This is a genomic window from Brevibacillus panacihumi, assembly GCF_003710985.1.
GTDB classification, from domain to species: Bacteria; Bacillota; Bacilli; order Brevibacillales; family Brevibacillaceae; genus Brevibacillus; species Brevibacillus panacihumi.
The window spans coordinates 113,397-135,337 of sequence record NZ_RHHT01000011.1; the positions used below are offsets into that span (position 1 = coordinate 113,397).

Consider the following 21,941-nt stretch of genomic DNA (forward strand, 5'->3'; position numbering starts at 1 on the left):
GGGAGGAATGGTGAAGTGGACAAAACGGTAAGAGAGCAGCTACTGGAATTGGCGGAGGAAAACTACCGGCGGTTTGCCTCCTCACTGCTCCCGACAATCAACAATGTGCTGGGTGTGCGATTGCCCTTGCTGCGCAAAATGGCAAAAGCCATTGCAAAAGGGGACTGGCGTACATATCTGGAGCAAGCGGAAAATGACTATTTTGAAGAGATCATGCTGCAGGGGATGGTTATCGGATATGTGCGATGCGACCTGGAGGAAAAGCTTCTCTACGTGTCCGACTTTGTCCCCAAGATTGACAACTGGTCTGTATGCGACAGCTTTTGCGTCGGACTGACCTTCACAAAATCCAATCAAGAACGCGTTTGGGACTTTTTACAGCCATACCTCCAATCAAACAAAGAATACGAGCTGCGTTTCGGCGTTGTCATGCTCCTCAACTTCTATGTCGACCCTGTCTACATCCGTCGCGTTTTTGAGAAGCTGGATACGATCAAGCATGACGGCTACTACGTCAAAATGGCCGTTGCCTGGGCATTGTCGGTCTGTTATGTCAAGGATCCTCATGCCACACTCGCATACCTGCAGCAATGCTCCCTCGATGATTTTACATACAATAAGACATTGCAAAAGATCACCGAGTCCCATCGTGTGGATGCGGAAACGAAAAAAAAGATACGTGCGATGAAGCGAAAATGAACCATATAGCCGCCCATTTGGATTGATGTTTGAGATTCGTAGTGGGAGCGCGGTTTAGTGGGAAAGTCGATAAATTATTGGTAGAATAGGAAGAGAGAATGTAGACTCTAGAGAATGGAGCCACTTGATCATGTACAGCAATCTGGAAGAATGCATACTAGATTTGGAAAAAAACGGACATCTGGTTCGCATAAAAGAAGAAGTAGACCCGTATTTGGAAATGGCGGCGATCCATTTAAAAGTATACGAAGCAAATGGACCTGCCCTTCTGTTTGAAAATGTAAAAGGCTCGAGATTTCGTGCTGTATCGAATCTGTTCGGCACAATCGAGCGCAGCCGTTTCATCTTTCGCCATACCTGGCAAGCCGCGGAGAACATCATCGCTCTTCGCAACGATCCCATGAAGGCTATCAAAAACCCATTCAAGCATGTGGGCAGCGGACTAGCGGCATGGAAAGCCCTCCCTATGCAAAAATCATCAAGCGAGCCCGTCACCGCTCAAGAGATCAAGATCACGGACCTGCCGCTGATCCAAAGCTGGCCGATGGACGGCGGCGCATTCGTCACCTTGCCGCAAATCTACAGCGAGGACCCGGAAAAACCAGGGATCATGAATTCCAATCTGGGGATGTATCGCGTTCAATTGACCGGAAATGAGTACGAGGTGAATCGAGAGGTAGGCTTGCATTACCAGATTCACCGCGGCATCGGTATCCACCAGGCCAAGGCAAACAAAATGGGCAAGCCGCTCAAGGTTAGCTGCTTTGTGGGAGGACCGCCTTCCCACACATTATCGGCAGTTATGCCTCTGCCAGAGGGGATGAGCGAGCTGACCTTTGCCGGTTTGCTTGCGGGACGTCGTTTTCAATACAGCTATATCGACGGCTATTGCATCAGCAATGACGCTGATTTCGTGATTACGGGAGAAATATATCCGAATGAGACCAAACCGGAAGGACCTTTCGGCGACCATCTGGGGTACTACAGCCTGACTCATCCATTTCCCGTTATGCGGGTCCATAAGGTATACGCGAAGCCAAACGCCATCTGGCCGTTTACCGTCGTGGGCCGTCCACCACAGGAGGACACTTCCTTCGGTCAGTTGATCCATGAGTTGACGGGCGATGCGGTGAAGCAGGAGATCCCCGGTGTGAAGGAAGTGCATGCGGTCGACGCGGCTGGCGTTCATCCACTGTTGTTTGCGATTGGCAGTGAACGGTATACGCCATACCAACCGGTCAAGCAGCCTTCCGAAATTCTCACGATAGCCAATCGCATTCTTGGCACCGGACAGCTTAGCCTGGCGAAATACCTCTTTATTGCGGCGGAGGAGGATCGTCCGCTGGATACGCATGATGAAGAAGGGTTTTTGCGCTATATTCTGGAGCGGATCGACCTGCACCGCGACATTCACTTTCAGACCAATACCACGATTGATACTTTGGATTATTCGGGTACAGGCCTGAATACCGGAAGCAAAGTGGTATTTGCAGCATGCGGAGACAAAAAGCGGGATCTGTGTACAGAGGTTCCTGAGGCATTGAAAGAAATCCGGGGTTATGGCAATGCACAGCTGGTGATGCCTGGAGTAGTCGCCTTGCAAGCGCCATCCTTTACCGACTACAAAATCGAGCTAACGGAAATGGAACAGCTCTGCAGCGCGCTTGGTGAAAAGGGGGGCATTGATACGTGTCCGTTGATCATTTTGTGCGATGACAGCTCGTTTTTGAGTGCAAATCTCAAAAACTTCCTCTGGGCTACCTTTACGAGAAGCAATCCATCCCACGATATCTACGGGGTCAACAGCTATTATTCCTACAAGCATTGGGGCTGCGACAACGTGATTATCGACGCTCGGATCAAGCCGCATCATGCGCCGCCTCTCATTCCCGATCCCACAGTCGAGAAGAACATCGAGCGATTTTTTGTGAAAGGTGCTGTTCTTGGCGGATTGTTGTAAATACGAAGCAAGCTAGCTGGACGCAACAGCTAGCTTGTTTTTTTTGAAGTTATTCTGATGTTTCCGGGTTGCGCATCGATATTCCGTAGCGCAGTAGAGCCTTTTGGGCAGATTCGTACATCCGCAGCTGCAATTTCTTTCCCTCTATGACACGAATGCGAGTACCGAGGAAGCGAATTTTGGAAAGGATGTATTCCCGATCATCCTCCAGATAGAATAGCTTGATTCGATACGTATCTGCCTGATCCAGATACTCAACCTCTTTTTCAAAGCAAGAAAAGGCGTACAGGATTCGTGTCAGTTCCTGGTTGTAGGCGGGGACTACCTCGATGACGGCCTGCTCTTTTCTCATTTCGAGAGATGTCTCAATGATTGCGATCGTTTCTTGTGCTACTTGGCTCGATACAGGGTGCTCCCTCACAGAAAAGACATGCTGCAATCGCGTCGACATGAAGGACTTGATGCGAAAATGGTACCATAGCAAATACCACTCGCGCTTTACCATGGAGTATTCGAGTTTGTAGGGAAAACCGCGTTGCTCAAGATGTGTTTTGCCATTTCGGTTTTGATAGGTAATGTACATTCCCTGTTTTCGTACAAGTATTCCTCGAAATTTGCGGAGGAGCGGGTGGTAGATTTGTTTCTCTTGCGATTTGGCCTTCTCCACGAAGCCACCCGACAAATCGTAGGGCTCCACCTGCGCGAGTATGCCTTGTAATTTCGTGAGGGTCTCCTCCGAGAAGGCGTGCCTGGCTGCAGGATGGGCCAGCATGGTCTTTAACCAGGTCCGTTCATGAGAAGTGATTGCGATCGTACCCGATTCTTCCAATCTGCTGATAATCTGATAGTTAAAGATTTTCTCGAACGGATTCATAATAGGACAAAATCTCCTTCCATTCCTTGATCATGTCCCTGCGCAGAAAAGCGGGCTCTAGAACTTCGCAGCTCGATCCAAAACTGCGAAGCCAGGGCTTGATCTCCGTTATGCCGTTGACCATGATTTCATAAATAAAGGAATCATCTGACTCTTCCGTGATGACTCCCCACTGTCCTTGAAGTGAAACTCTTTCTTTGACAAAGTTGGGCTGGTAGCCATCAGGGTTGAAAAAACGGACTTTGACTTTTAGAGGTCGCCCCGTATCAATCAACCAGCTATAACGGATGCTTTCCGCCAACTGCTCCTGTTGCTGCATAAATACATCTACCGAAACGACATCTTCCTCTGTAATTTGGGTGATTCCCTCCAGCCGATATTTCACCATTCCTTTGCCGTGTTTATGAGCAAGTAAATACCATCTGCCATATTGATGGTCGTAAATCACTTTGAGCGGGAGGACATGCTCTTTTCTCCCAGTAGATTTTTTTTCGAATAAAGGGTTGGTGTTTTGTGCTGCGTATTTTGTCCCTGATCTTGGTGTGAAGTAGTCAAAGCTGATTTTGCGTTTTTGGTGGATGGCTTGGAACAACGTGTAAAGATGAGCTTCATCTAGGATACGCGAATGAAAATGGTATTTATAGAGAAATCTCTCCGTAAAAACAGGCGCAGGATGGAGCTGTTTCACCATTTTTTTCAAATTATCCCGAAGCATGTATCCCTGTACGGAAGGGACCTGTGTGTTTGCCATGACATCGACATAATCATACAAGTCCAGTAATTCTTCATCTGTCAACTGCGTAATTATTTCGTTGTGCAGTCGATAGCGAATAGGGCGTCCACCTGGCTCCCTGGTAATGACGCCTACTTCCTCCAGATACTTCAGATCAGAACGGATGGTTTTTTCGTCAGGCAAGACGATTTCAGAGGGAAAAAGTCTGTTGCATACTTCCAGCAGTTCTGTGGCTGAGAGAGCTTGTTCCTGCATTGCGGAGAGCAACACGGATAGACGATAGCTTTCCGACTCTTTCAGTGATTTGGCTCGGAATAAAAACAGGAGAAGCGGCTCTGACGTTTCATAATAATTGAACCTGGTGAACTGATTCAGCTCCAAGCTGTCTTGCTGGGCTTGTTCTTTTTTTATCGAAAGGAGAATGTCTTTCAAACGTCTTGCCGTTTTGTCGAACGTATGTACGGAAATCCCCAAGCGCTCAGCAAACTGTTTTCTGCTGAAAGCCCCGCTGGTGAGCAGCAGCATGCGCAAGAACTGGATTTCTTTGTCAAAGCTTTCTTTTGCCATTCAATTACTCCGCTCCCATGTCGATGGTCTTTTTCTCATTATACTCCAATGTCGTAATACTTTTGCCATGTTCGATAAACCTGTAATGCGTAATGATAGGGTTACAAACCACGGCTGCACAGTATGTAGTGGAGGAGATGGGTAACATGGCAATTCTTCAATTGCAATCTGCCAATCCTCAGTTCTCATTTCTGATCAAGAAAAATCCCGACTCAGGAATGATCCTGCGAACAATCAGGAAAGGAACTGCATTTGGCTGGTTTTCTGACAATCATATATTCAACATCTATTTCAAGGATGCGGAGAATGAAGTTTCTTATAAACGGTCAGAAAATGAAAACTTTGAATATTTGAATCTATCCAGGTATAACACACCTTTGTTTCCTTTGAATGCGTTAAATGAATTTTTTTCAGCGACCCTTCGCGCGCAAGATGAGCGAGACGTAGAAGGGTATGAACATTCTTTGTTTATTAACATGATCCATATCGAAAGGATCCATTATATCCAGTTCTTTTCGAATCACTTGCATGACTTTTCTTTTGAAATCCAACATCTCGCACATATGAGCTACTCTCTGACAGTAAAGACACAAAAGAGTTTGTATCAACTGCTTCATGTCGCAAGTGTGCTCTGTGTATTTTTGGCCATCACGGGCAACGAACGTTTTCACATATCCGACAGTCTTTTGGAGAAATACATCAAGAGCCTGCAAGTGATGGAAGCGCCTTTCTATATCCGAAGCCTTTTTTCCAGGAACTTCTTGCTTACAAGGGAGCTCTACCACAGATACAAAAGCAGCTTGGAACAATCGAAGCGCGAGGTCATTTCCTTCGAATATGGAAGTACGGCGCAGCAAAGAAGGGCCTTTATCGAGAACCTTCTTCCGTTTGACAAATCAATTCTGGACGTTGGCTGCGGGGAAGGCTTCTATGCGATCCCGTTTGCTGGAAAGCTGGAATCCAGTTATTACGCAATTGATATCAACGAGGAAGCAATGCAAGCGGTGAAGCGGAAAGCAGAGAAAAAAGAACTGGATAACGTGATACCCATGCTCTCGATTGATCAGTTTTTATGGGAGTATAACGGTGAACAGGTAGATGTCATTCTAACCGAAGTGATCGAGCACATGAGTCTGGAAGAAGCGGCAAAGCTGATTCGGCATATATGCCAAGAGGTTCATTTCGAGTATTTCGTCATCACGACACCCAACGCAGACTTTAATCGCTATTATGCGCTAACCTCCTATCGTCATGATGATCACAAATGGGAAATGGGGGAAGCAGCGTTTCGGCAATGGCTGAATGACGTGACATGGGATATGCAAGTGCACTGTGAGTTTGTTGGGATTGGGGATTGCGTCAACAACATCCAGACTACGCAAGGTGCCATCCTCAGGAAAAGGGGAGAGTAAGCATGCAGCTTCAAACAAATGTTCATACTGTCTTTTTATTGGTAGGTCCGACCGAATGCGGAAAAACAACCTTCGCTAAGCAGGTTCTGATTCCTGCGCTTCAATTTTCTGATGAAAATAAACGAATAAAAGCAAACGTTCAATACCTGTCCTCCGATGCCATCCGCCAAGAACTGCTTGGTCATGAGCATGACAAATACGACCAAGTCATGCTGGAGACAAGTGAGCAAGCGTTCCATCTGCTGTATGAAAAGCTGAGGATGGTAACGAGCTTTCCGGTCAATGCAGAGTTTGTCGTGGTCGACACTACGGGATTGGCAGAAGACTTTCGCGCCAAGGTGCGTGAGATCGCCAGAGAGAACACCTACAGAGTGGAAGTAATCCTCTTTGATTACCGCAGCCGTGAGGATTACTACGCTTCTGAGCGTTCCAAAAAACTGATCACTTCGCATATCAATCGCTTGAAAAAAGAAGTCATCCGTTCACTCGCGGGCGAAAAATATGCTAGAATCCACCGCATTCGCAGCAAGGATTTTTACTTACCGGCAACGCTCCAAGCAAATCCTGCCTATTCGATCGTCATATCCGACAAGGATGAATATGTTTCTACCATCCTGCCGCCTGACCAAAGCTACTTGATCATCGGTGATATTCATGAATGTGTGGAGGAGTTAAAAAGTCTTTTGGTCCGACATGGTTTTGAATTGAACGAAAACAAGCTGATGGCTCAAGGAAAAGGAAAACAAACGAAGATCATTCTGGCTGGGGACTGGATTGACAAAGGGAAGCAAACCAAGGAGACAATCGAGTTTTTGTATGAAAACCGTGAACTGTTCTACCTCGTGACAGGAAATCACGAAAATTTTGTCTATAAATATCTTCATGGAGAAATAAGCGAAGTCGATGAAGAGCTTCTTCGTACTTACTTTGATTCCATACAGATTTTGTCAGCAGACGACTCGTTAAGAGAGAAGTTTATTGATTTGTACCGCCTGTCCAGGCCATTCTACAAGCGTCACGGCATTGCGGGTCCATCTTTTTATGTCACTCACGCACCCTGCAAAAATAAATACATCGGCAAGCTGGACAGCAATTCGGTACGACACCAACGCAATTTCAGGATCAATCGCACAGAGCCATATGAAGATCAATTAGCTTTTTTGAAAACGGAGGCTGTAAAAAATCATCCGTATCACTTGTTTGGTCATATCGCTGCCAAACAATCCTTTCGAATCAAAAACAAGATTCATCTCGATACAGGATGCGTACACGGCAACGCGCTGACGTCTGTGACGATCTCTCATAAGCTATTTACCCAGACGTATCCGTCAGCGCACAGTGTGATTCAGGAAGATTTGCCCATTCTTTTTCAAGATGATGATAAAATAAGATCGGTTCAAGAGATGAACGACGAACAAAAGCGAACATTGCTTTCGTACGCGCAAAATCAGATCAATTTTATATCAGGTACCATGCCACCAGCAGATAAGGATGAAGCGGCAAATCAACTCGAGTCCTTGGAAAAGGCATTGCAGTACTTTAGAGATCAAGGAGTGCAGCATGTTGTTTTGCAGCCGAAGTATATGGGCTCGCGATGTAATGTATATCTGTTCAAGGATGTCAGCAAATGTTTTGCTGTCAGTCGTCATGGCCATCCAATCAAACAGATCGAGCTTTCCAGCATCTATGAAAATCTCTTGCAACGTTTTCAGGGGTTCATGGAACAGCATCAGGTTCGTATGATGATTCTGGATGGCGAACTAATGCCGTGGAAGGCGCTGGGCGAAGGGCTGATCGAAAAACAGTTCAAGCCGATCCAGAAGGCGCTGGAGAGCGAGCTGGCATTTTTGAAACAAAATGATTTTGATCAAGCCTATCAAAAGCTGCTTCAGGCCTACAAGGAAAGCGGGTTTGAAAAAGATCAATATCATCATTCCAAGCAGGCATTGATCGAAAAATACGGCGGGAATACTTATCAAAATTTCAAGAATCTCTGCCAATTTGCTGAAACGTATGTGCCTGTAGAGGAACACGTACAAGCCAGTCAGATCTATCAGAAGCAGCTTGAGATATATGCCGCCGACCAAGAACTCGAATTCAAACCATTTGGGCTGTTAAAGCTGGTATATGAAAGCGGAGAAGAGCAGATTCCAAACTGGAAAACTTCTGACATGTACCGATTTGTAACGGATGATGATTATCGATGTGTCGATTTATATACGCCCGATTCGTACGTTCAAGCTCATCGATACTATTCTTTCCTGACGATGGAAAAGCAGATGGAAGGCGTGGTCATCAAGCCAGAGTTCATGGATGATAAAGCAGTTCCTTACATGAAGGTTCGCAACCCTGAGTATTTATCCATCATTTACGGCTACGATTACCGCTTCCCTCACAAGTATCGGAAGCTGATCAAACAAAAGAAAATCGGTCAAAAGTTGCGAACATCCATGAAGGAATATCAGCTTGGAAGGCAGATGCTAGCTATTCCGTTTTCCCGCATTACGGAAGACAATACGCAGTATCAGAGTGTTGTATCTCAGCTGTTATGGGAAGTTTCGAATGAAAAAGAAATAGATCCTCGACTGTAAAGAGGGCGATATTGAAGGAGTGCAAACCTATGTATCAAATCATCGAAAACGTCAGAGTTTGGGGTACGCCGCTGGACAATGCAGTATCCCAAGCTGTCACCTGCTCCAAGTACGGCAATGTAGTGCAGGTCTTGCTTATGGCCGATCATCATAAAGGATATTCGCAACCGGTAGGCGGGGTTGTGGTTTACGATGGTCAGATTTCCCCATCCGGTGTCGGCTATGACATTGCCTGCGGAAACAAGGCTGTCCGCACCAATTTGAAATACGATGAAATTAAAGACAGATTGCCTGCGATCATGGATGAGATTTCCCGCAGGATATCGTTCGGGATCGGGCGGTCCAACAATGAAAAGGTCGACCATGAGCTGTTTGACGATGCGGACTGGAGCGTCTATCAGAGCATCGGGAAGCACGAGCATGATTCACTCAAAGCGTTGGCTCGCAATCAATTGGGCACCGTTGGGAGCGGCAATCATTTTGTCGATCTGTTCGTGGAACAAGCCTCCGGGGATGTATGGATTGCCAACCATTTTGGAAGCCGTGGATTTGGACACAAGACGGCAAGCGGCTTCTTAAACCTGGCGCAAGGCAAAAAATTCTCCGACAAGGCAGCGGGAGAGAGTATGGATCAGCCCCCGACGCTGCTGGATTTGCATAGCGAGGTCGGAGACATGTATTTCCGCGCGATGACGTTGGCAGGCAAGTATGCTTACGCGGGTCGTGATTATGTCATCCATCAGGTGCTGGATATCTTGGATGCGCAGGCTACCTTTGAAGTGCATAACCACCATAATTTTGCCTGGAAAGAAGTCCATGACGGCAAGGAGCATGTCGTAGTTCGAAAAGGGGCAACCCCTTCAGCGCCCGGTCAGCTGGGTTTTATCGGCGGCAGCATGGGGGATATCTCCGTCATTGTAAAAGGGAAGGATTCGCAGGAGAACAAGGATGCCTATTACAGTACTGTTCATGGCGCTGGCCGCATCATGAGCCGTACGGAAGCAGCCGGAAAAATGAACTGGAAGACAAAGAAACGAAGCGGCGGAAAAATAACCGTAGAGCAAATGAAGAAAGCCATTCGTGATTACGGCGTCGAACTGCGCGGAGCAGGCACGGATGAAAGTCCTTTTGTCTACAAAAAACTGGAGCAGGTTCTCGAAGCACACAAAGAAACACTTGATATCATGCATGTGTTGAAGCCGATTGGCGTCTGCATGGCCGGGGCAGACGAATTCGATCCTTATAAAGATTAGAGACGTTAGTCGTAGTGACGATGAATAGAGAGGCAGAGGCAGGCCAGGATGGTCGAAACCGATTCGAGGTTTCATCCGCCAGTCTTACCTCTTTTTATTTGAAAGATCACGGAAAAGAAACAAGCTCTGATCACTAAATTTTATTTATTCAGAATATTTTAACCTATCTTTTCTTATACTTTTCCATAAAGTGAAACGCCCTCGATCACAAGTCATTTTCTTATATAATCCAAGCTTCTTGGTTTATATAAATCATTAATACTCAAGGGGAGGAATCACTTTCGCTATGACTTTACATGTGCAGGGTGAGCGCTGGTTTCCGTCGGAGAAGGTTTTTTCAGAGGACATGCCTGACTGCTGGGGCAACTGGTACTGTGACTCGGAAGTAGGCAAGCTTCGCTCCGTCTTGATGAGAAGACCAGGCAGCGAGATCGAAATCGTGTCGGAGGAGAACTATTCCCGCTATCGATGGAAGGCACCGATGAATCCAGATCAGGCGCGCGCGCAGCAGGATGCTCTGGTTCAGATTTACCAGGAGCATGGAATTGAAGTTCATTATGTCGAGAACATGCGGGGGGACAAACCAAACGCCCTCTATTTGCGGGATCTGGTCGCCATGACACCGGAAGGAGCGATTGTTTGCCGCCCTGCGATTGAGGCGCGTCGCGGGGAAGAGCGTTATGTTGCCGAACAGTTGGCCAAGCTGGGGGTTCCCATCATCAAGACGATTAACGGAGATGGATTTTTTGATGGTGCCTGCTTGATGTGGGTGGACAGGCAAACAGTCATTATCGGGACAGGAGCACGTGCCAATGAGTCAGGTGCGGCACAGGTTGAGGCCGAGCTGCGCAATATCGGGGTTACCGATTTTATCCGCTTTCCGATTCCGTATGGACATGCTCATATCGATGGCTTGCTGAACATTGCGGACAAGCGGACAGTCGTTCTGTTTCCCTGGCAAGTGCCCTACGATGTTGTAAAGCCATTGCTGGACAAGGACTTTACCGTGATCGAAGCTACCGATCCCTATGAGGTAAAGGAAACCTTCTGCACCAACTTTGTCGCGTTGGAGCCGGGAAAAATCGTCCTGCCTGCCGGCAATCCCCAGACGAAGGAGAAGATGGAGCAGGCAGGCATCACTGTAATCGAGACGCCCGTGGATGAAATCATGAAAGGGTGGGGCGCGCTGCACTGTATGACTGTGTTTCTGCGCAGAGATCCAATTGGCTGCTAATCTGTTTTGTTTACTAAAGGGGGGATTGGAATGAAAAGGTTGTCGTTTTTGTTCCTGACGTTTTTACTCATGCTGGCAGCAGGCTGTTCCCAGGAGGCAGGCGGTGGGGAAGCAGGCGGTCCGTCTACGATTCAGAAGATTATCGACCGAAATAAGCTGATCATCGGCACCTCGCCGGGTTATTTCCCTTTTGAGATGAAAGATAAGCAAGGCGTGAATGTCGGCTACGACATGGATTTAGGAAAAGCAATCGCCGATGCGCTGAAAGTAGAAGTCGAGTTCAAGGATTTTGAATTTAGCGGACTGATCCCTGCGCTGCAGACAGGCGATATTGACATGGTCATCTCTGGCATGACGATCCGTGGTGATCGCGCCTTGGCTGTAAGCTTCTCCGACCCGTATTACTCCTCAGGACAAGTCGTCATGGTCCCCAAGTCTGATACCACCACAAAAAACTGGCAAGACCTGGATCAGTCTGGAAAGAAAATTGCCGTTTCCCAAGGTACGACCGGGGCTTTGTTGGCCAAGCAATTGTTCAAAAATGCGCAAATCATGGATTTTGACGGTTTTGCCAATGCGGCGTTGGCAGTCAAGCAAAATCAGGCGGATGCCGTCATCTTTGATGAGCCAGGTATTGCCGTCTATGAAATCATGAACGGAGATTCGGTCAGAGGGATTTATGATATTTTATCCAGCGAGAATTTGGGAATTGCCCTGCCGCTCAACGACCACGCCACGATCCAGTGGGTCAACTCGTTCCTGGCTTCCTACCGCAACGGTCCTGCCGATCAGGCTTCCATTCAAAAATGGTTCAAGTCGAATGAATGGATCAACAATGTTCAACAGGACAATTACTAAGTTCCGGCGTGTAGCACGATACGGGCTTGAGGAGGTTGGATGGCAATGGGCTCATGGCGTGTGATTCCTGAACATATGCCGATTCTGCTGGACGGTCTATGGATGACGCTGCAAATATCAGCGTGTGCCTTGCTCGTAAGTATTCCAGTCGGGATTATTCTGGGACTGTGTCGGATATCCCGCAACCGCTTTGTTTCTCTTATCGCGGTCTGCTATGTAGAGTTTGTCCGGGGCGTTCCGCTGCTCGTTCTGTTGTTTTGGATCTATTTTGTTCTTGGCAAAATTTTGAAAATGGGACCGTTTTTATCGGGAGTTGTCGGACTTGGATTATTTTCCGCGGCCTTTATTGCCGAGATCGTCCGCGCTGGCATTCAAGCCGTTCCTCGCGGACAGATGGAGGCCGCGCGTTCGTCAGGGATGACCTACTTTCAGGCCATGCGCTTTATCATTCTGCCACAGGCTTTTCGCAAGGTAGTGCCTCCCATGGCGTCGCAATTTATCACATTGATAAAAGACTCCTCGCTGGTATCTGTGATCTCGGTAGTGGATTTGACCTTGATCGCCAAGAACGTGGTAGCGACTTCATTTCGAGCCATGGAAGTATGGACCTTCGTCGCGATCATGTACTTCTGCGTCACGTTCTTCCTTTCCCAGCTGATCAATGTAATTGAACGACGCTACCGGGTATCCGAGTGATAAAGCGATTCGATTTTGCGGGGGGAGGATAGTCTGTGATCCAAATCAAACAGGTGAGCAAAAGCTTTGGAAATGTAAATGTGCTGAAAGATATTCATCTCGAAGTGCCGGAATCCCATATTTATGCCCTGATCGGTCCGAGCGGCGCGGGGAAAAGCACCCTGATCCGCAGTATCAATGCGCTGGAATCCATCCAGGCTGGAGAAATCCTGGTAGATGGCATATCCGTGCATGACAGCAAGACGGATATCAACAAGGTTCGCTCGAACATTGGCTTTGTCTTCCAGTCCTTTAACCTCTATCCGCATTTGACTGCTGTCGAAAACGTCGCCATCGCTTCGATTCAGGTGAAAAAGGTTGCGAAGGAGGAGGCAGAAGAAAAGGCAAAGAAGCTGTTGACTTCACTTGGGTTGGGGGAGAAGTTCGCTTCCTATCCCGGCCAGCTCTCGGGAGGGCAGCAGCAGCGTGTCGCCATAGCCCGTGCGTTGGCGATGGACCCCAAAGTGATGCTGTTCGATGAGCCGACCTCTGCGCTCGATCCGGAAATGATCAAGGAAGTGCTCGATGCTATTCGCCATCTTGCCTCTACCGGGATGACGATGGTCGTGGTCACGCATGAGATGGGATTTGCGCGGGAGATTTGCAACCAGATCGTTTTCATGGCCGATGGACGAATCGTGGAAATCGCGCCGCCAGAACAGTTTTTTACCAATCCGCAGACCGATCGGGCGAAGGATTTCCTCTCCAAGGTGCTGAACCATTAAGCTTTTGTCCTATGAGGAACGGGGGAAACGGATGTGAAAGCAGATTGGATCATCGGTCATGCCTTTGTTTTGACAATGGAAGGCAAGGGCGTCGGCATGATTGAAAACGGGGCGATCGCAGTGAAAGGAAATGCCATCCTCGCTGTCGGACCGACCGAAGAGATACTGAGAGCGTATCAAGCCGAGCGAATGATAGATGGGACTGGAAAGCTGGTTATGCCAGGACTCATCGATGCCCATATGCATACGGGCCTGGCGATCTTCAGAGGTATGGCCCAGGACATGTCTCACTGGATGCAAAAAGGGTTGTGGCCACTTATGCAGAATACGAAGAAGCATGAAGCCTTGGCGGGTTCGCTCGTGGCGATCATCGAGGGGGTGAAGGCCGGAACCACCATTTTTTGCGATTATGACCATTCGATGAACGAGATTGTGGAGCATTATGTGAAGGTTGGTGTTCGCGCAAGAGTCGCGGAGACGGTAAACGAGCTCCCGGATGACATGGGGTTGGTGCCAGTAGGGGAACTGTATCCCTTGGATCCTGCGATTGGACAAAAAAAACTGTCTGCCAACATTCAGCTGTATGAAAAATGGCATGGTCAGGCGAACGGGCGAATTACCTGCCTCTTTGGACCACAGGGGCCTGACATGATGGGAACCGAGCTGATGCTGGAGGTCAAGGCATTGGCAGAAAAGTACGATACCCGCATTCATATGCATGTCGCGCAAGGGGACCGGGAGATCGATCAAATGCTGAAACGCTACGGCAAGCGCTCGATCCCGTACCTGGAGGAGATCGGTTATCTGGATTCCCGTCTGATGGCTGTCCATCTCACCGAAGCGACGAAAGAAGAGACGCAGCTTGTGGCAAAACGGGGAGCCTCCATGATCTATTGCGCCGGAAGCATCGGCATCATCGATGGCTTGGTGCCGCCCATCCTCGATTTCCTGGAAGCAGGCGGGCAGGCAGCGCTCGGCTCGGATCAGGCGCCAGGCAACAATTGCCACAATATGTTTAACGAAATGAAGTTTGCCGCCATTTTGAACAAGGTGAAACGCTCCGACCCGACTGTGTTTCCTGCGTGGCTTTCCCTTCGGCTGGCTACGATTGAGTCTGCCAAAGCGATTGGCCTGGAGAAGGAGATCGGCAGTCTTCGAGCAGGGAAGAAAGCTGACATCATCATCCTCACGATGCAAGATCCCGGCTTGGCTCCCATCTATACGAATCCAGTCCGAAATATCGTTCCCAATCTCGTATATGCGGCTAGAGGCCACGAAGTGGAGACTGTGATTGTAGACGGACGGTTCATCATGGAAAATCGTCAGTTGTTGACTGTGGATGAGAAAGATGCGTTGAAAAAAGCACAAGAGGCTGCGGAAGAAATCAGCCGTCGCTCCCAACGAGATATCGCAGCAAGCAATAGCGACATCTATCACATGATGAGTGAGGGGTATTTATGACAACGATTTATACCAATGGCAAGTTTTATACATTCGATCCATCCCACCCCGTCGTGGAAGCCGTAGTCGTTCAAGAAGGGAAAATCATTGATTTGGGCAGTCATCAGGAAATGCTCCTGCAATGGGGAAGTCCCGACGCGATTGTACGAGATCTGGAAGGGAAAATGGTGACACCGGGTTTGATCGACAGTCACCTGCATCTGTCTTCCATCGCCACGAATTTGATGAACCTCGATCTTACTGGGATCACCTCCAGGCAGGAGCTTTTGCAAGCGATTCAGTCACGGGCTGAGCAAACGGCTCCAAATGAGTGGCTGCAAGGCAGGGGATGGGATGAAAATCGCTTTGCCGACGGACGGTTGCCTACGATCGAGGAATTGGATCAGGTGGCGCCCCATTGCCCTGTATTTTTATCGCGCGTTTGCGGCCATGTCACATTGGTAAACAGCAAGGCGTTGGAGTTGGCAGGCTATACAGAAGAGATGGAAATTCCTGCTGGAGGAACGGTTGTCCTGCATCCGGAGACAAGAAAACCGACTGGCGTTCTGTTGGAAACAGCAGCCGACATTGTTGCCAAGCATATCCCGGAGCCAACTTACGAGCAGTTCAAGGATTTGTTGAGACAAGCGATTCAGATAGCGGTCAAATGCGGACTAACCAGTGTCCATACCGAGGATCTGCGGACCTTCGGAGGACTGGATCAAACCTGGCAGTTGTACGACGAGCTGTTGAACGGGGAAAAGCTGGGCTTGCGTTGCAATCTGCTCATTTACTATCCGCATGTCAAACGTTTGGTGGAACGGGGCATGTATGCAGGATTTGGGAATGAAACGCTGCAGATTGGTGCCGTAAAAATCTTTGCTGACGGCAGCTTTGGCGGTCGGACAGCTTATTTGTCCGCGCCATACACCGATGATCCGGACAACGTCGGCAGTTACATTCATGATGCGCAAACCCTCTACCAGCTGTTCAAAGAAGCACGGGATGCCCAGATGCCGATTGCGGTGCATACCATTGGCGACCAGGCTTTGGAAATGGTGCTGGACACCTTGGACCAGTTCCCGCCAGTCGCGTATCGGGATCGCATGATTCACACGTCATTGCTTCGCCCTGATTTGCTGGAGCGCCTGAAGAGTCCATCGATCGTGGCCGATATTCAGCCGCGTTTTGTCGTCGGCGATTTCCCCTGGGTAGCCGATCGGATCGGTGCCGAGCGGGCGTCGCAAACCTACGTCTGGAAAAACATGCTGGAGGCTGGCATCATGTGTGCTGGCGGTTCCGATGCTCCCGTGGAACCATTGGCACCTTTGCTGGGGATTCACGCTGCGGTGACGAGAAAGGCGCCGGCAGACGCTCATGAGGGATACAACCCCGAACAAAATCTGACGGTAGAGGAGGCTCTTCGCTTGTTTACCTATGGCGGAGCGCTGGCAACCAACGAAGAAGCGGTCAAAGGAACCATCAGCCGCGGAAAGTATGCGGATATGACCGTGTATTCCAAAAACCTCCTGGAGATCGAGCCGGATGAAATCTTGTCTACCGATATCGAGATGACGATCATCGGGGGAGAGATTCACTACGAGCGCAGTAACGCGAGCAGTACAAGTACCCTATAAAATACGAAGTGTTGTCGAGACCCCGCCTTTTCGTATCTGAAAAGGCGGGGTTTGTTTTCCATTCCCATAAGACCACCTGGTTCGGAATTGTCAAAATGAAGGATTTACTACATTTTCTGATGTGTATTGAAGTGAAATGTTTCAAAAGATATAATATTCACAAAATTACGTTTTCCATGTAACAAAGGAGCTACTGAAATGGAACAGGTAAAGGAACGAATCAGAAAGCAATTTGGCAATCTTACTGCCAGTCAGAAAATCATCTCCAAGATCGCTGTCGACAAGCCCAGTCTGATCGCCATACATACAGCCAAAAAAATCGGAGAGCTGACGAATACGAGTGAAGCGACGGTGATTCGTTTTTGCCACTCCTTGGGGTATTCCGGTTATTCGGAGCTGCAGGATGAGATAAAAAAATCGCTGTTGATGATGGATCAACGAAAAGGTCCGATCCAAAAATACCGCGCCACCGAGGACGCAGTGACGAGGGACAACTATGCCCACCAAGTCATTGAGACGGATATCGCCTTTTTGCAGCATGGCTTGCAGCAGTTCGATTACGAACTTTACCAGCAGGCGATTGACAGCATTATCCGTGCGAACAGAATTGTCGTAGTTGGTCTTCGATGGTGTCACATCCCGGCAAAATGGCTATTCTCCACCTTGAATGCGATCAAGGGAAACACGCATTTATACACAGGGGCCGTCGACAATGCCGATTACTTTTTGACCGAGCGGGATCAGGAGTGGCTGGTGATAGCGATCTCCTTTCCTCGCCATCCGGCTGAGACGATTGGGCTTGTCCAGTCTGCAAAATCACTGGGAGCAAAAGTCTTGGCCATTACAGAAGGGGAGCTTTCACCGATCAGTCAGGCTGCTGACTATCTCTTGAAGGTAACGACTCCTCAGCCGGCTGCCACCAGTGGTATGCCTACTCTCTTTTCCCTGCTGAATGTTCTGATCAAGGGGGTGATGGTGCATGATGCCGCCAACGTGCAAAAGCGGCTGCAGCATTATGATGAGATCAGTTCGAAGCTGTACTCGTTCGTTGGGGAAGATGACGATTTTTCATTCTATTAGTCCCGCCTATATTATCGTGGAGAGGAAGGAATCAGGATCATGACAAAACCTCTGCTTTTTGCGGCAACAGGAGACAGCTTCATTACTCGCGTCCTTCCTTACAAGGACCAGGCTTTTCAGGAGGTATCGCGGCTGCTTCACCAGGCAGATGTCCGCATCACCAATCTGGAGACGACCGTGCACGAACAGGAAGGATATCCAAGCGCGCAAAGCGGCGGCACATGGGCGATGTCGCCACCCGCAGTCCTGCAAGTGATGAAAGAATATGGGTTCAACATGATCGGCTGGGCCAACAACCATACCTTGGATTATCTCTATGGCGGACTGGAGGCCACAGAGCGGTATCTGAACCAATACGGCTTCGTTCATGCCGGGGCAGGTAGAAATCTGGCAGAAGCAGGAGCTCCTCGCTATCTGGAATGTGAACAGGCCCGCGTCGCATTGATCGCTGCTACCTCTACGTTTCATCCCTGGTGGGCGGCTGGCGACCAGAGACCGGATTGCGCGGGAAGGCCAGGAATCAACCCGATGCGCTACATCATGACGCATCATGTTACGAAAGAAAAGATGGATGCTCTCAAAAAGATAGCCGACAGCATCGACATCAATGCCTTCAGCAAGGTCTTGATCGAAGAAGGATTTATGAACGCTCCAGGCGATGATATTTTTCTCTTCGGCACCTCGCGTTTTCGGGAAGCAAAGAGAGATTATACGACGACCGAGCCGCATCCCCGGGACCTGCGCCGGATCATCCAGACGATTGAAGAGGCCAAACGCCGGGCTGATTACGTCATCATCAGCATCCACGCTCACGAAATGAAGGGGGAAGACAAGGAAGTCCCCGCAGATTTTCTACCAGTATTTGCAAAAGCGTGTATCGATGCCGGAGCGCACGCTGTGGTAGGGCATGGACCTCATCTGTTGCGAGGCATCGAAATTTACAAGAACCGTCCCATTTTTTACAGCCTGGGAGATTTTATTTTCCAGACGGAGGCCGTGACGAGCCAACCGGCAGATTTTTTTGAACACTACGGTTTGGATCATCGTCATAATGTCGCAGATGCATTAGAGGCGATGAGTGCGAACTATACCCGGGGGCTCTGCGTGCATCGGGAGGTCTGGGAAGCGGTCATCCCGATCTGGAAGATGCAGGATGGGGAACTGTTGGAAATCGAACTCCATCCGATTGAACTGGGGTATGAATTGCCCGTTCACCGCATGGGGTGGCCGAAGCTGAGCAAGGAGCCCCACATACTAGAGAAGCTCCAAGCCTTAAACGAGCCATTTGGCACACGGATGGAGATTGAAGGTGGAATCGGGAAAATACGGATTCCTTGCAATCAGAAATAGCGAGGTGGAGGAGGTGTCTTTAAGGATAGCCCCGGATCGCTTGAGAGACCTGGCGCTACACGCAGATCGAGCACGGGAAGGGTGGGGCGTTCCCGGATGTGCGGTAGGTATCGTACACGATGACAAAGTCCTTTTCTCGGCTGGCTTTGGTCACCGTCGTCTAGGGGAGAATGCCGACATGACGCCACATACCCTTTTCCCCATCGCATCAGCCACCAAATCATTCACAGCCATGAGCCTTGCTTTGCTTGTGGAGGAGGGAAGGCTGGATTGGGATATTCCCTTGCAGCAATATTGGCCAGCATTTCGGCTGTTCGACCCGATTGCGACCGAACGAATCACGGTTCGCGATATCCTCTGTCATCGATCAGGTCTGCCAAGGCATGATCTGGTTTGGTACAACACGATTCTTACACGCGAGCAATTGCTAGAACGCGTTTCCTACTTGGAGCCTACAGTAGATTTTCGACACTCCTATCAATATCAAAATCTGCTTTATACGGCTGCGGGTCATCTTGTCGAACGGTTGAGTGGCATGACCTGGGAGAATTTTGTAAAAGAACGCATCCTGACCAAGCTGGGGATGAATCACAGCTATTTTAGGGTGGAGGATGCTCGGCACGCCGGACCGACTGCGTTGCCGTATATGTGGAAAGCGGGCAGGGTGACGGAAGTTCCTTTTTTGAACAACGAAGCGATTGGTCCCGCGGGTTCAATGATCTCGTGCGTAGAGGATATGATCAAATGGCTTACCTTCCAGCATCGTGGCGTACTTCCAGATGGTCAGCCTCTCGTCGGACAGCAGCTCCTGTCGGAAATGCATCAACCTCAATTGGTCTCATCGCAGCAAACTCCGTATCCAGAGATCCCGTTTGTTTGCTCCGCCTTGGGATGGTTTGTTCAAAGCTATCGCGGACATAACATGATTTTTCATCCTGGCAATCTTCAGGGCTTTACTTCTTTCGTCAGTTTTTTGCCCGAACAGAAGCTCGGAATTGTCGTCCTGAGCCAAGTGGATCAGTCTCGCCTCCCAGTGGCATTGACCTATGAAATCTACGATCGGCTGCTGGATCTGGCGCCGCTCGATTGGCATGGCAGATTGAAGCAGGAGGTCCAGGCGGAAGCCAAAAAGATGGAAGAACAGCTGCAAAACTTCAAAAAGAGCATCAACAGCATGTATGACCATGATCATCCGCTATCCTCCCGACAATATGGCCGTTATGAGGGGACTTATCATCACCCCGGTTACGGAATCGTTTCTATTGCCCACACGGAGAACAGCCTGCAGATGAAGATGCTCAACAATAGACTCACCTTTCGTTTGACTCAGACAGCAAGGCACACATTTTTCGCACGATATGATGATACTTATTCCCTTCACATACCACTCTCTTTTCAAACCGATCAAGAAGGCGGCATCGTCGGTTTTGCAGCGAAGCTGGAGCCTGCAGAGAAAGCAAAGGAGATTCGTTTTACACGCATGTAAAATCATATTTTCCCATAGGAGTGGTTGGGTATGATGGCCAGAATTACGATGGTAATGCTGTTTGTGTTGTACATGATCAACTATGCTGACAAGACGATCGCAGGCTATTCGGCCGTCCCGATCATGAAGGAATTTTCCTTGACGCAGGAGGAGTGGGGACTTGTTGGCAGCAGCTTCTTCTGGTTTTTCGCGATTGCCGGTATTCTGGGCGCTGCCCTGTCGGATAAGATCGGGACGAAAAAAATGCTGGCGATCATGGCGATATCGTGGACCGTGGTGCAGTTTGGTGCCTATGCGATCGCCGGTCTGCCGATGCTGGTCGTAGCCAGGGTTCTTCTTGGTATCGGGGAAGGTCCGTTTTGGGCAACGGTCGTCAGTCACTTGAACAAATGGTTTCCCGAAGAAAAACGCGGACTAGTCTATTCGACTGTCAACTTTGGCGCATTCGTCGGCGCGGTTGCGTCAGCTCCGCTCCTGGTCTATTTGATTGATACCTATGGCTGGCGCTTTTCTTGGGGATTCATGGGGGCATTGAGCCTGATTTGGTTTTTGATTTGGCTGTGGGTGGGAAAAGAAAGACCAGCCCAAAGCGTGGAAGAGAGCAAGTCAGCTACCACACCCCTGCCAAAAGTAACGTGGTCCGAGATTTCTGGTGTTTTCCTATCCTTGACCTTTGTTCTGTGTTTCCTTGTCTATTTCGCGCAAATCTGGGGCACTACGTTTGCTTCGGTGTGGGAACCAGCCTATCTGGTTCAAGTCATTCAATTAACCAATCAAGAGATGGCGTATTCGATCGCGGGTACGGGTCTGGTAGCGGGCTTGATGACGATCCTGATATCCTGGGGAGGGGATCGGCTGTATAAAAAACATCGCAGCTATCGCAAATCTTATGTGCGAATTGGTGGCATATCGATTATTCTCGGCGGAATTTTCTTCTATTCTGTTACATGGTTCCAATCTACTGTGTTCGTCTTGATCGCGTTATGTCTGGCAAAAGGATTTGCATTTTCGGTAGGGACTGCAGCGTCCGTCATCGTCAGCAGCATGATGCCACTTCGGACGGGGTTGCTCGTCGGAGTGTTGTCGAGCCTGGTCACACTCGCGGGTATCATATCTCCGCTGGTCACTGGTTCCATCGTCCAAAATGCGCCTAATCTGGCTACGGGCTTTAACAATGCCATGATTCTGAACGGATTGATTTGCCTGGTTTTTGGCATCCTGTTCCTGCTCTTCGCAAAAAAGAAGGAAGAGAGAATCGATACGGCATCTCCACTGATACAAGCGTCCTGATCCGTCGGAATATTCGG

Annotated in this window: 17 protein-coding genes; 15 read left to right on the forward strand and 2 right to left on the reverse strand. The window is 49.0% G+C overall.

Going from position 1 to position 21,941, the window contains the following annotated elements:
* Positions 1–15 precede the first annotated feature (15 nt).
* Together EDM58_RS07150 and EDM58_RS07155 are read left to right on the forward strand one after the other, a co-directional pair.
* On the forward strand, positions 16–699 hold the full coding sequence (locus EDM58_RS07150) for a DNA alkylation repair protein (protein WP_122912719.1): 684 nt from the start codon (positions 16–18) through the stop codon (positions 697–699).
* 130 nt (positions 700–829) lie between these two features.
* Complete coding sequence (locus EDM58_RS07155; RefSeq protein ID WP_122912720.1) at positions 830–2,659, forward strand: UbiD family decarboxylase; 1,830 nt, start codon at positions 830–832, stop codon at positions 2,657–2,659.
* Between the two features lie 49 nt (positions 2,660–2,708).
* Here EDM58_RS07155 and EDM58_RS07160 read toward each other — a convergent pair whose 3' ends face one another.
* Complete coding sequence (locus EDM58_RS07160) at positions 2,709–3,533, reverse strand: WYL domain-containing protein (protein WP_122912721.1); 825 nt, start codon at positions 3,531–3,533, stop codon at positions 2,709–2,711.
* On the reverse strand, positions 3,508–4,833 hold the full coding sequence (locus EDM58_RS07165) for a helix-turn-helix transcriptional regulator (RefSeq protein WP_122912722.1): 1,326 nt from the start codon (positions 4,831–4,833) through the stop codon (positions 3,508–3,510). The genes EDM58_RS07160 and EDM58_RS07165 overlap by 26 nt, the downstream gene beginning before the upstream one ends.
* 146 nt (positions 4,834–4,979) lie before the next feature.
* Here EDM58_RS07165 and EDM58_RS07170 point away from each other — a divergent pair, with 146 nt between their 5' ends.
* The 13 genes from EDM58_RS07170 (at position 4,980) to EDM58_RS07230 (ending at position 21,924) form a co-directional block, all read left to right on the forward strand.
* Positions 4,980–6,245, forward strand: coding sequence for a class I SAM-dependent methyltransferase (locus tag EDM58_RS07170; protein ID WP_122912723.1), 1,266 nt, complete (start codon positions 4,980–4,982; stop codon positions 6,243–6,245).
* A 2-nt stretch (positions 6,246–6,247) separates the two neighbouring features.
* On the forward strand, positions 6,248–8,836 hold the full coding sequence (locus EDM58_RS07175) for a metallophosphoesterase (protein WP_122912724.1): 2,589 nt from the start codon (positions 6,248–6,250) through the stop codon (positions 8,834–8,836).
* Positions 8,837–8,865: 29 nt separating this feature from the next.
* Positions 8,866–10,089, forward strand: coding sequence for an RtcB family protein (locus tag EDM58_RS07180; protein ID WP_122912725.1), 1,224 nt, complete (start codon positions 8,866–8,868; stop codon positions 10,087–10,089).
* A 286-nt stretch (positions 10,090–10,375) separates the two neighbouring features.
* The gene (locus EDM58_RS07185) at positions 10,376–11,323 is read left to right on the forward strand and encodes a dimethylarginine dimethylaminohydrolase family protein (RefSeq protein ID WP_122912726.1); all 948 of its coding nucleotides are present in this window, start codon (positions 10,376–10,378) and stop codon (positions 11,321–11,323) included.
* A gap of 30 nt (positions 11,324–11,353) precedes the next feature.
* Positions 11,354–12,181, forward strand: coding sequence for a transporter substrate-binding domain-containing protein (locus tag EDM58_RS07190; protein ID WP_122912727.1), 828 nt, complete (start codon positions 11,354–11,356; stop codon positions 12,179–12,181).
* Positions 12,182–12,226: 45 nt separating this feature from the next.
* Positions 12,227–12,877, forward strand: coding sequence for an amino acid ABC transporter permease (locus EDM58_RS07195; RefSeq protein ID WP_122912728.1), 651 nt, complete (start codon positions 12,227–12,229; stop codon positions 12,875–12,877).
* A gap of 35 nt (positions 12,878–12,912) precedes the next feature.
* Positions 12,913–13,641 (forward strand): amino acid ABC transporter ATP-binding protein, encoded by a 729-nt coding sequence (locus EDM58_RS07200; protein ID WP_122912729.1) that lies wholly within the window; start codon positions 12,913–12,915, stop codon positions 13,639–13,641.
* A 33-nt stretch (positions 13,642–13,674) separates the two neighbouring features.
* Positions 13,675–15,102 carry an amidohydrolase family protein gene (locus EDM58_RS07205; RefSeq protein WP_122912730.1) on the forward strand — a complete coding sequence of 476 codons (1,428 nt, stop codon included), beginning with the start codon at positions 13,675–13,677 and terminating at the stop codon, positions 15,100–15,102.
* The gene (locus EDM58_RS07210) at positions 15,099–16,718 is read left to right on the forward strand and encodes an amidohydrolase (protein ID WP_122912731.1); all 1,620 of its coding nucleotides are present in this window, start codon (positions 15,099–15,101) and stop codon (positions 16,716–16,718) included. The genes EDM58_RS07205 and EDM58_RS07210 overlap by 4 nt, the downstream gene beginning before the upstream one ends.
* A 198-nt stretch (positions 16,719–16,916) precedes the next feature.
* Complete coding sequence (locus EDM58_RS07215; protein WP_122912732.1) at positions 16,917–17,798, forward strand: MurR/RpiR family transcriptional regulator; 882 nt, start codon at positions 16,917–16,919, stop codon at positions 17,796–17,798.
* Positions 17,799–17,837: 39 nt separating this feature from the next.
* Entirely contained in the window at positions 17,838–19,148 is a 1,311-nt protein-coding gene (locus EDM58_RS07220; protein ID WP_122912733.1) for a CapA family protein, read from the forward strand.
* Positions 19,149–19,161: 13 nt separating this feature from the next.
* The gene (locus EDM58_RS07225; protein ID WP_183187443.1) at positions 19,162–20,634 is read left to right on the forward strand and encodes a serine hydrolase; all 1,473 of its coding nucleotides are present in this window, start codon (positions 19,162–19,164) and stop codon (positions 20,632–20,634) included.
* Between the two features lie 30 nt (positions 20,635–20,664).
* Positions 20,665–21,924, forward strand: coding sequence for an MFS transporter (locus tag EDM58_RS07230; protein WP_122912734.1), 1,260 nt, complete (start codon positions 20,665–20,667; stop codon positions 21,922–21,924).
* Positions 21,925–21,941: the final 17 nt, after the last annotated feature.

Excerpts from the sequence above, each read along its gene's own strand:
- EDM58_RS07160 (WP_122912721.1), bottom strand. The coding sequence starts at position 3,533 with ATGAATCCGTTCGAGAAAATCTTTAACTATCAGATTATCAGCAGATTG.
- EDM58_RS07195 (WP_122912728.1), top strand. The coding sequence starts at position 12,227 with ATGGGCTCATGGCGTGTGATTCCTGAACATATGCCGATTCTGCTGGAC.
- EDM58_RS07190 (WP_122912727.1), top strand. The coding sequence starts at position 11,354 with ATGAAAAGGTTGTCGTTTTTGTTCCTGACGTTTTTACTCATGCTGGCA.
- EDM58_RS07165 (WP_122912722.1), bottom strand. The coding sequence starts at position 4,833 with ATGGCAAAAGAAAGCTTTGACAAAGAAATCCAGTTCTTGCGCATGCTG.
- EDM58_RS07155 (WP_122912720.1), top strand. The coding sequence starts at position 830 with ATGTACAGCAATCTGGAAGAATGCATACTAGATTTGGAAAAAAACGGA.
- EDM58_RS07185 (WP_122912726.1), top strand. The coding sequence starts at position 10,376 with ATGACTTTACATGTGCAGGGTGAGCGCTGGTTTCCGTCGGAGAAGGTT.
- EDM58_RS07230 (WP_122912734.1), top strand. The coding sequence starts at position 20,665 with ATGATGGCCAGAATTACGATGGTAATGCTGTTTGTGTTGTACATGATC.
- EDM58_RS07215 (WP_122912732.1), top strand. The coding sequence starts at position 16,917 with ATGGAACAGGTAAAGGAACGAATCAGAAAGCAATTTGGCAATCTTACT.
- EDM58_RS07210 (WP_122912731.1), top strand. The coding sequence starts at position 15,099 with ATGACAACGATTTATACCAATGGCAAGTTTTATACATTCGATCCATCC.
- EDM58_RS07180 (WP_122912725.1), top strand. The coding sequence starts at position 8,866 with ATGTATCAAATCATCGAAAACGTCAGAGTTTGGGGTACGCCGCTGGAC.
- EDM58_RS07175 (WP_122912724.1), top strand. The coding sequence starts at position 6,248 with ATGCAGCTTCAAACAAATGTTCATACTGTCTTTTTATTGGTAGGTCCG.
- EDM58_RS07220 (WP_122912733.1), top strand. The coding sequence starts at position 17,838 with ATGACAAAACCTCTGCTTTTTGCGGCAACAGGAGACAGCTTCATTACT.
- EDM58_RS07170 (WP_122912723.1), top strand. The coding sequence starts at position 4,980 with ATGGCAATTCTTCAATTGCAATCTGCCAATCCTCAGTTCTCATTTCTG.